Source organism: Paenibacillus sp. 102 (assembly GCF_039549175.1).
Classification (GTDB): Bacteria; Bacillota; Bacilli; order Bacillales; family Bacillaceae_G; genus Bacillus_A.
Map to the genome: position 1 here is coordinate 1 of NZ_JBCGHT010000041.1, position 10,730 is coordinate 10,730.

Here is a 10,730-nt window from a genome sequence, read left to right on the forward strand (position 1 = left end):
AGGGGATATGTTAATGCGTATAGCATATCATGAGGGTGTTCATACAGGACAAATGTTAGATTATATGAGAACAATGAAAATTGAACGCCCAAATATATGGGATTAATAATTTCACTACCAATAACGAGAATTATGTAAACACAAAAGTCCTCCAGTTAAACAATCCGGAGGACTTTTAATAGTTTTCTAAGTTATCTTCCAAATACACTCAATCCTAAATAAATCAAACTATAACTAATTAAAGCACTTGCAAGCATCAAACCTATTTTTAATAATTTGTCTTTTATATTAGGCCTTACTTCACTTACAGGTTTTCCCTCTATAAAATCAACTATTTGACGATAAGTTTTTAAATTATGCTCTTTTTTTATGTTTTCAACTTGCTGTGATGAAAACATAAGCAAAATCATAAGTAGTAAAGGTATTATAAGACCATAATAACCAAAAAAGTAAAATACAGGTGCAATAGAAATAGGAACTATAATCATTGATGCTAACATGATGTAACTCCACTTAAAAAAAGTTGATTTTTGAAGTTCTTCTTTCATGATTTTTACATCTCCTTTAACTAAATCATCCAGGGAGACATTAAAGAGAATACTCATCATTAGTAAATTATGAATATCTGGATAGTTCCTTTCATTTTCCCAGTTAGAAATAGATTGTCTGGAAACATGAATTTTTTCTGCTAACTTCTCTTGGGACATATTATCCCGTTTACGAAAATATTGTATTTGTCTACCAATGTTCATCTATACATCTCCCTTAAGTTTGAGGTTAAGTTAAAGGCTAATTAAAGACTACCAAATTTCTTTATAATAACATGATTCTAAGGTGTAAAAATGTTTTATCATGCTATTTTCCCTTGTTTTTGGGTTGGGGGCTGGCTGGGGGTCTGGGGGCTATCCCCCAGGAACTTAACGTAACTGAATATGAAATAAGCTCATTATTTAAATCGATAGAACTAGCGATTCGGCGGGTATAATTGCTGATCCAAGTCGAGCAACTTAACCCTGTTTTTGGTCTGTTCGGCTTGGCGAAAGCTAAAAACCCGCCGAAAAAAGTTTTGCAAGGACAATATCAAAAAGAAAAGGCGATAGCCTTTAGGTGAGGATGAACGAACCGACTTTTTGATATTGAGGGTGGAGATTTTTGAGTGGTTTTCTCAAAAATACAACCCGTTCCTTGCGGAACTTTTAGCCCTATATATAAGAGTGAAAAGAACAAAGTGAAGAAAGTCAGTAATAGCAAGGTTTTGAGAGGGGGGGGTGTTCGAAAAAAAGATACACCTAAAAAATGGAAAAAAAGAAGATGTCAATATAAAAAATGACATCTAAAATAGATAAATTGTAAAGAACAAACAAGTAACTAGTTCAACGTGATTGCAAATTCCGATTTCGGCGCGCCAACAAATACAACCGTTCCGTTCTTCGGCAGTTTTACTTTGTTATTGCTGCTCACAACGGTAAAATTGACGCATACTCCCTTCTCATCATATACTGCGAACGAACTCTCAGATGGCAACACCACGGTCATCGTTTTCCCTGCTGCCGCTTGCGGAATCGTAAACCATTTCGCATGCCCATTTGCTTGCAGTTTAACTTTCGATGATTGTCCTGCATTAAGCGATTTTACTTTGGATTCACTTACATATAACAATCCGGCTATCTCCATATATTCATTACCGCTCTCTGTATAGAAACGGGCTTCCGTCGTATCACGTCCTTCCACCACGGGAATCTGGAATTGATGGGCCGCCTTGTTCGGACCTGTAATTTTTCTGCCATTCCAATAGCCCGCCAGGTCTTCCTTACGAGTAATTTGTGTGGTAAGAGATATCAGTTGTACGAGATAGTTCATAGAACTAAATTTCTCGTTCACAAGATAGAACTTGCTGCCTTCTCGCTTCGCCCATGCGGCAGCGATTTTTTTCGATAACACGTTGTCTTCTAATTTCTCGGCTAAATAGTGGGTCAGCACATCTTGCCCTAAGCCTGGCGTCGATTTATATGTGCTTTCCCTCAAATAAGTTCTTCCATTCTTCTCCGTGACGAAGTTGAGCTTGGAGGTACCCTTCTCATTAATAAAGCTTCCATCCACAGTATATACATATTTTTCTTCTCGATTAGATGATAAGAACAGTTCTCCCTTCTTCGTAATTTTTATTTTGAAATGACTGAAGGTATTGTTGTAAAAACCCGCTTTTTTCGCCACGTCTTGAGGCATCTTAGCCTTGATCGGCTTGCCAAAAGATTTGTTCGGCTTGATGTTCTTAATTGTGCCCTTCTCTTTAAGTGCAGCGAGCAGCAATTCAGTTGCCAGCAATTGATTTGTAGGGCTGCCGCCACCAGATGACAATACAGCCGCTGCCATCTTCTGTTCTGGAAGTACAATCAGTGTAGCATGTTGCAGTGCCGTGTCGCCGCCCTTAGCCAAGGCCTTTATCCCATATCTATTGAATGGATATAGTTTCACACTATCCCAGCCAAGACCATAGTTGAACACATTATCTCCATCCCCCGGCCACATTCCTTTTTTATATTCTTCTTGCTCCATCGCCTTGACTGCCTTATTAGAAAGGATCCCTTTTCTCTGTCCCATAAATAATTGTGAGAATCGCACTACATCTTCTGCCGTAGAAGAGATCCCTCCAGAACCAATCACATTCACCGTTTCAATAGGAAGCTGTCCTTGATATGTCGGAAAATAAAGTCCAGCCCGCTTTTCATCTTCCCATTTGTCTTGCGGCGTTTTCGTATGATTTAACTTTAAGGGTTCTGTAAACTGTTGATGTAGAAATTCGGTAAAGCTCATACCGCTGACTTTTTCTACCAAAATCTCGGCCAGCGTAAAGCCGTCGTTGCAGTATACCGAAAACGCGCCAGGGTCTGCCTTCAAGCTTTGGTTAGACAATTCCCGTAACAAGATATCATGGACATAGGTATCATTATCTTTAAATAAAACTGAATTATTGAACGTGGTACCTTGCAAACCCGAAGAGTGGTTCAACAGCATACGCGGCGTAATACGTTTATACCGCTCGTCTTTCATCTTGAAATCAGAAACATAGTGAACAACAGGAGCATCCAAATCGACTTTTCCTACGTCGACCAATTTCATTACAGCCGCTGCTGTATACACTTTACTAACTGAACCAATCCCATATATAGTATCTTTGGTCAGCTGTTGTTTCCCTTCCATATCGTTCTTGCCTGTCTGACCCGACAAAATAAGTTTGCCATTATCAATTAGTGCATACTGCACGCTAGTCGTCCCATGGGACTTCGTTAGTAGTGCAGCCTTCTCTGTCGCAATCTTCTCCAGTTCTTGGCTAGCTACAACCGGAGTCTTACTGCTAGAAGACGCTATCGCCCCTGTTGGTAAAATCATCGTTAGCGCCAATGTAGTGGCTAATACCTCAGATAGTTTATTTTTCATGAGAGAATTGCCTCCTTAGATAAGTGATCGATTTCATCACTTATCGGTTATTTAGGACAAAGGTATCTCCTATTATCCTTGTTAAGTAGTATACATAAGCAAAATCAAATCAGAGTAAAAAGAAGATAAAGATTTATAACAACAGTTTTCCGTAAAAACCATGTGGTTGTGATCTTAAGTTTTTCCCTTGCTTTTGGGCAGAGGCTGGCCGGGGGGGGTGGAGGCAGAGCCCACCACATAAACGTGTAGATTTATAGAGTAAGAATAATACAATAAGCGAATAATCTGGCGGTTCGGCTCGTATAATTGCTTATCCAAGTCGATAACCATTATCTTGCTTTTGGTCTGTCGGCTTGGCGATACAAGCAAATCGAGCCGAAAAAAGTTTTGCCAGGACAAAATAAAAAAGAAAAGGCGGTAGCCTTTAGGTGAGGATAAACGAACCTGCTTTTTTATTTTGAGGGTGGAGATTTTTGAGTGGTTTTCTCAAAAATACGACCCGTTCCTTGCGGAACTTTTAGCTATATATATAGAGTGAGAAAGGAAAAATACAAAAACTCAATAATATCAAGGGTTTAAAGGGGATAGGGTGTGATTATTTGATCACACCTGTGTGACTGAATAATCACACCTAAAAAATGGGAAATAAGATAAAATAAAAAAAAGCAAGACTAAAAGTCAGGCTTTTTTTAAAATAAATAAACTGGTAATTTATGTTTTTTACTGCTATCTTTAATTTTAAAATTACGAAGAGATCTTTTAAAAATATGTTGAGTTGCCTTATCTACACCATCTTTAGGAGAACAACACATAACATTAGGATTCACAAACCATGTTCTAGAAGAACAAATTCTTCCATCATCAGTAGTCATTCCAGATTCAGCAACACCAAGTATACCTTTCTTTAATAAGGAATTCATAATCCTAGAAATATATTCTCTAGTATTTCCAAATTGTTCAGCTAAATAACTAGGGGTTGCTGCATTTGTTTCAACCTCTAATTCATTATCTACTCTTTCTATTATTACATTTGTCTTAAATTCAATGTAAGGAGTAAGCTTAAATAAAAACGCTTCTTCTTTAGGTTGTAAGTAACCAATTTTATTTAAATAATTTATGTTATCCATAATTAATTGCACGAACTTCACCCCATCAGTTCGTTTTTTCTTTTTACCTATAAAATAATCTTCACCAGTTGTACTATGTAAAATTTGCAGCAACAATTGCTGTTGTTCAGAAGATAAACCTACATTTGCTTGTTCTAAAAAGCTTTCAATCTGATTTTCTCTTGATCTAGCTTTCTTTTCAGCTTGTCCAAAATCTACAACTTTTGTCATAAAATAATTCTCTCCCTTAGTGGAAGGAATCAACTTTTATATGTTAGAATGTATATAGAATATTATATAGTGGTTGATTCCAACCTTATTATGAAAAACCGCCTTGCCGTCCAAAGCTGGGGCGGTTTTTCTCATTTATACGTCTTTCTTTATAATAACATGAAATGCTTTGCTAAAGGTTTCCATCTATTAAAAATCAATTCTCTTTTTCAACATTATTACGTCTACCTTTCCATATCAGAATCTTGATATCTGCTTATTTCTCTCTTATGTTCACGTTCAAAATGATTATCTACGCTTTTATTACCCAATTCATTTTTAATAATCCCTCTAAAGGACTGAAATTGGTCTTTAAGGACTCTTTTCGTTTGTTCATATAAAACTTTATGTTCGTCTGCAAACCCTTTATATGAGCTTTTAATAAGCTAATTTCCCCCTTTAACACACCGACTTCTTTTTGTAACTGACTTCTTTCTTGTTTCAACGTTCGATTTTCTTTCATCCAACTCTCTGCATGCGCTTTTAAACTTTCATTCTCTTTCACAAAATCTGTTTTTCTCAAACGCTCATAATCTTTTTTGATAGTAACAGCTGCATTCACTTGTCTTGTTAATTTTTGATATTGTTCTGGTGATAACACATAATTTCTTGTCTGTTTCTTCGTAATTTCAGCTTTTCCAAACATTGTATCCTGTACTTCTGTTATTACTTCTTTACGCAAAAATGGAATTTTAATAGGTTCATCTGGTACTTGATTCGTAACACTATCCAATTCTTTTTGCTGTTGTTTCACCTTTTTTTCTAACTCTATATATCGCTGACCAATCAGCTGTAACTTTTCACTTTCACTTTTTACTTGTTGTTCCACTGCTTCTAACTCTTTGTATTTATCCGCTACATGTGTTTTCACCATCTGTAATTCATTTACTTTTTCTTCAGCATGCTTCATATGATGGTCAAAAACTTCTAACTGCATTTCTTTTTCATATATTTGATTCTCAACGGTTGATTTCATTTCAGCGTATTCCTTGTATTGACGGACTTTCATGTACTTATGTGAACCTACATTCGCTCGTTCGAATTCTGGAATTTGTTCTTTGGCCAAAGATTCAATATAAGCCGTTTCTGATTGTCTCCAATTCGCAATTAACTCCGTCCCTTTTCCTTTTACGCCTTGTTGTTGCAAGGCTCTATCCATTCCGACACGCTTCGTTAATCCTCGACTACTTTCAAAATTCGGTACATAGTTAATATGTAGATGCGGATTGGCTTCATCATCATGTAAAACCATATTATAGACAGCAAGATTCGGATTTCGCTCTTGAAACGCCTCAGCATACTGTTTTAACGCTTCCTTTTTGGATTCCCTATACTTTGGGTCGTCTTTACCTTCCCCAATCGCTACAACCAGTTCTCGTTGCTCATGCGTCTTTGTATCTTTTCTTATCTTGTCATAATAATCCTTAGTTTTGCGGTCATTTCGTTTTTGCTTTTCATTGTACTTGTCCACGGCTTCTTGAAAGACATCCTTGTATACACTACGGATGTCCTTTTGAACAAAGTAGATATTCTCGTCTAATCTGGATGGATCAATGCCAGGATTCCCATGAATGTTTTCTCTGTTATTATGGCTCAATGAACTTTGATGAGATTGATTAAATGAGATAGAGAACAACATAAAACGCCACCACTTTCCCTAGATTAATTGATACAATAAGTCTAGCAAAGTGACGAAATTGTGTCAATTAACGTAACCCTATACGTATTTTGACGCTGACGCATCAAAATCGATAGGGGTCTCCGACACTTTTTGGCTTCGCCAAACCATGCCTAGCATGGCAAAAACCTCGGACTTTGTCCGAACCTACAAGGGGAACTCTTCCCCTTGACCCCCTCAATCGAACTCCCCAACCCCTCAATCCTTGAGGGACTCCCTCGCCGGTAGGCAGGTCAAAAGGTAAACTTTTGAAACAACCAAAAGGGTCTTGGTGCAGTGATTCTGTCAACTCCTTATCCTCCCTTCGGTCCGGTACCGTTGACAAACACTATAAATTGCTTTCTATGTGCTTTTATGACTATATCCTTAGTTGAACAAGAAAAAACCTAAAAAACAGATATGAAGCTCTCTTAAATTATGGGAGCGAAAATAAAAAACCACCCTAAGGTGGTTTTCTTATGTAAAGCGGGAAGATATGAATCTTCCCTTTCGGGTTGCCCCGATAGAAGTGGCGTTTTGTTTCCAAAACTGTTCTTCCTAATTGCATATTATTCAGGAATTTCAGTTTGGTTCCCATTTATCAAAATAGTGTATCTAACCCCTGTTTAGATTACTCAGTCTTTGAGTATTTAATAAATTTAATTTATCCACTCTTCAAGAATTGTTAATGTTTTATTTTCTGCATCCATCTCTATTTTAATACCAATTGGAACAGTTAACATCGGGTGAGTATGGCAGCAATCAAATTCTGCAATAAAAGGTATGTTAATATTATTTAAAACCTCTAATAGAATCTCATATGGTTTTTTGTTTGTACCATTATCATTGAATTGTTTATGTTTTCCAAGAATTAAACCCGATATTTTATCAAATATTCCATTGACTTTGAGTAATGAAAAACTTCTTTCAATAGTAGCAGCATCTTTTGTTGTATCTTCGATAAAAAGGATATCTCCTTCCTTTATTTCTGGCATGTATTCGCTACCCCAAATACCACTTAATGTGTTTAAATTTCCCCCAATTAATCTACCTGTTGCTTTTCCTCTATTTACACAGACCCAATCATTTTTTCTAAGTTGTTTTTTCTTAGTTTTTTCTTTCCAATTGACAAATTCATCCGTCCAATAAGGTGGCTTTTTAATATTATAAGGTAATGTTTGTTTCTCTTCTAACATGTCACTAAAATATTCGTATGTAAAGTTAACAAATGGCTCAAATTCACCAAATGAAGGGATTAATGCAGGTCCATAAAATGTATGTATTCCAGTTTTTGCGTATATCCCAAGTAATATTGCAGTAACATCAGAATGACCTATCATAATTTTGGGACTTTTTATAAATGCTGTATAATCAATATAAGGCAATATTGAATTAGAATTCATTCCTCCAATGGTTGACATGATACATTTGATATTCGGATTTCGTATTAACTCATTGAGTTCTTCTGCCCGTTCTTTAATGCTTCCAGATCGGTAGTTATCATGTTTACCAGTCAAATTTCCTTCTATTATATTAAATCCTTTTCTCATCAGAAATTTTTTTGCTCGATTAAATCTTTTAGGTACTGTATAAGTTGCTGGTAATGAGGGGGAATAAATTCCAATTAAATCACCTTTTTGTAATTTACTGAGTTTCATTACTTTATCTCTCCCTTAAAAGGCATTTATATTAAAATGAAAAAGTAATGTACATAGTCTTACAATTAATCATTCGCACTCATGCATGTAAAATTAATCCCCTATAATTTTTGAGATTTTTTTCTTACTTAATGCTCAAATGTTTTAAAGCTAAAAAAGCTCGTTTCTTTCTATCACTAAATTCTAATTTATTTACCAAATAAACGACTCCAAAATGATTTTTTCTGTTCTGAAGCTACTACTAGACGCTTGCTATCTTGTATTTCTCTTAATACTTGCATTAATTGAGTATCTCTTTGCTCTTCTCTTATTATCCTTTGAGCATCAGTTTCCTGTAAAATTTTACTTTGCTGATCCAATCTTTGAATTAACTCTAAATTCAGTCGTTCTAATCGTTCTATACGTTCTGTTAATGCTTTTATGTGTTCTGTATCTGCTACGCTATCTGTAGCAACAGTTGCTATCTTATTTTCTTCAACACTTGATATTACTAAATTTACAGCTTGTTCTAGCGTTATGTTCTTCTTGTTCATAGCTGCTATTAGCCGTTCTATAGTTGCTACATCTTTATGAAAAAAAACTCTCGAATTATTATTACCCCGCTCGAAAGGATACCCAGCTTCTTCCAGGGCAAGGCAATATTTACGTAAAGTACTTGAGCCAATCCCTAAGTTCTTGGCTACCTCTGATCCCCAATAAGTTTGAGCCATACTTTGTCCTCCCTCTGCTCTAAGCTGTTTTTTAGTTGTTACATAGTCTTTTTCCTTCTTAAAAAAGGTAACACCTTCTTTTTTAAATTTAAAGAGAAGTTTTTATTACCTTTTACATCTATCAATTAATAATAATTTGTCTATTTATCTTTTCAAAAAGTAAAACCTTTAAATATTAGTTTACTTTCAAATCACCTAAAACAATATCCATTTTATTAAAAAAAGGAAACCTATTAATAGGTTTCCTTTTTTATTAAGGAGATTTTAAATATAAGTGTAAAACAAGCGTTCGAATACTCGTTCCACAATATAATGTATGTTTTCTTATTCAAAATAGTGCAATAAATTTTTGTATTATCTATCTCTTTTAAGATATATGCTAAGCAAAATCTAATATAAAAAAACATTGATTTTATTAATCTAATCTAGCCTAATATTTCAAAATAAGAAAAATAACTATTATACAAGCCCTCACACAAATAGATATATTAAATATCATATTAAAGTAGATGTAAAAACACTTTAAATATAAAATAAACGGAGGTTTTTTAAATTGGGTGATCAAGAAAACAAATATTACAATGATCATATTAAAAAAGATGATTGTAAGGTTAAATCAGAAACACGAACTCCACTCAGCGATACTGACGTAACACCTGTTCTTGCAAACAATCCAAGAGTTAAAATTCCAGTTGTATTAGCAGAAAGAACGCTTCAAATTGTAGTAGAAGCAGATATTCCACTTTGTCCACCAGCAGTAGAAATTAAAAGAGTGTTAAAAGATGTATTTTTAACACAATGTAAACTAGTACCTGTTGAATATGAAGCAATTAATACAACAGGATATTTACAAGTAACAAGAGCAAAATTATTTGTAGAAGGTTTTATTCGTAAAAATATTGAATATGCGGGTAAAGACTGCAATGGCGTAATTTATGATAAAATTGCAAAGGTTCACTTCTCTGGTTTTGCTGATTTAACTGAAGATGACTTTCTTTCTCCAGCAGTTATAGCTTTTTCTTCAGAAAGTAAAGCTCGTTTCATTAATCCAAAAAAGAATGATATTCCTCGTCTAGACAAATACTTCTTCGAAAATAATGTTTTCTATAATGAACAACCATATTGCGAATTAATTAGTGCAGAATTTTATGAGCTTGACTATTCACCATGTTTTATTGAGCATGATAAACATCATGGAGATTCATGTGATAAAAAACATGACGAAAAAGCATTTGACAAATTACGTGAGAAAATCGTTCTTGATTTGACTTTGAAAGTATTACAAACTCAACAAGTACAACTCGGAACAACTGGATTTAACTGCTAATTAAAAATGTTCATGCATTAAAAAAAAGAAGAATTCTAAAAAATTCTTCTTTTTTTTCTAGTAAATTTTAAAATTTATTTACTAAAACAGAACAACTTCAAAATGATTTCTTCTGTTCTATGTCTGCTACGCTATCTATAGCAACAGTTGCTACCTTATTTTCTTCAACACTTGATATCACTAAGTTTACAGCCTGTTCTAGTGTTATGTTCTTCTTGTTCATGGCTGCTATTAGCCGTTCTATAGTTGCTACATAATGTTTTCTTTTACATCTACCAATTTAGTAATTTATACAAGATTTTATACAAAAAAACAGAAAAATAAAATAGCAAAGACCCCCTAGAATCCTTGCTATATCAACAATGTATAAAATCCTGCATATCAATTTTACATAGAAAAGAAGAGGAAACTTAATAAAAACAAGGATTCCAGCTTGTCCTTGCTACCGATAATAGGACGTTATGTTAACTTTAAGTGAATATAATATTCATAACATATTGTTTCTTTTTGTCAGTTACAGGACTATTCGTTTATTAAATGTATCCAAAAAAAGAACGAATGTTT

6 protein-coding genes and 2 pseudogenes are annotated in these 10,730 nt (G+C 34.5%); 2 read left to right on the plus strand and 6 right to left on the minus strand.

Annotated features, from left to right (window positions below):
• Positions 1–106: pseudogene (locus AAIE21_RS28785) on the plus strand (DinB family protein); the annotation flags it as partial.
• Between the two features lie 85 nt (positions 107–191).
• Here AAIE21_RS28785 and AAIE21_RS28790 read toward each other — a convergent pair.
• The 6 genes and pseudogenes from AAIE21_RS28790 to AAIE21_RS28815 all read right to left on the minus strand — a co-directional run bounded on the left by AAIE21_RS28790 (position 192) and on the right by AAIE21_RS28815 (position 8,839).
• On the minus strand, positions 192–752 hold the full coding sequence (locus AAIE21_RS28790; RefSeq protein ID WP_343269810.1) for a helix-turn-helix domain-containing protein: 561 nt from the start codon (positions 750–752) through the stop codon (positions 192–194).
• A 616-nt stretch (positions 753–1,368) separates the two neighbouring features.
• The gene (locus AAIE21_RS28795; RefSeq protein ID WP_343269811.1) at positions 1,369–3,438 is read right to left on the minus strand and encodes a serine hydrolase domain-containing protein; all 2,070 of its coding nucleotides are present in this window, start codon (positions 3,436–3,438) and stop codon (positions 1,369–1,371) included.
• 689 nt (positions 3,439–4,127) lie between these two features.
• Positions 4,128–4,775 carry a MarR family transcriptional regulator gene (locus AAIE21_RS28800; RefSeq protein ID WP_343269812.1) on the minus strand — a complete coding sequence of 216 codons (648 nt, stop codon included), beginning with the start codon at positions 4,773–4,775 and terminating at the stop codon, positions 4,128–4,130.
• Positions 4,776–4,999: 224 nt separating this feature from the next.
• Positions 5,000–6,453: pseudogene (locus tag AAIE21_RS28805) on the minus strand (plasmid recombination protein).
• Positions 6,454–7,130: 677 nt separating this feature from the next.
• Positions 7,131–8,129 (minus strand): S66 family peptidase, encoded by a 999-nt coding sequence (locus AAIE21_RS28810; RefSeq protein WP_343269813.1) that lies wholly within the window; start codon positions 8,127–8,129, stop codon positions 7,131–7,133.
• A gap of 188 nt (positions 8,130–8,317) precedes the next feature.
• Positions 8,318–8,839, minus strand: a complete 522-nt coding sequence (locus AAIE21_RS28815) for a DUF3967 domain-containing protein (protein ID WP_343269814.1) — start codon at positions 8,837–8,839, stop codon at positions 8,318–8,320.
• Between the two features lie 553 nt (positions 8,840–9,392).
• On the opposite strand from AAIE21_RS28815, the gene AAIE21_RS28820 reads away from it, so the two are divergent.
• Positions 9,393–10,166 (plus strand): CsxC family protein, encoded by a 774-nt coding sequence (locus AAIE21_RS28820; RefSeq protein WP_343269815.1) that lies wholly within the window; start codon positions 9,393–9,395, stop codon positions 10,164–10,166.
• The last annotated feature ends 564 nt before the right edge of the window (positions 10,167–10,730 follow it).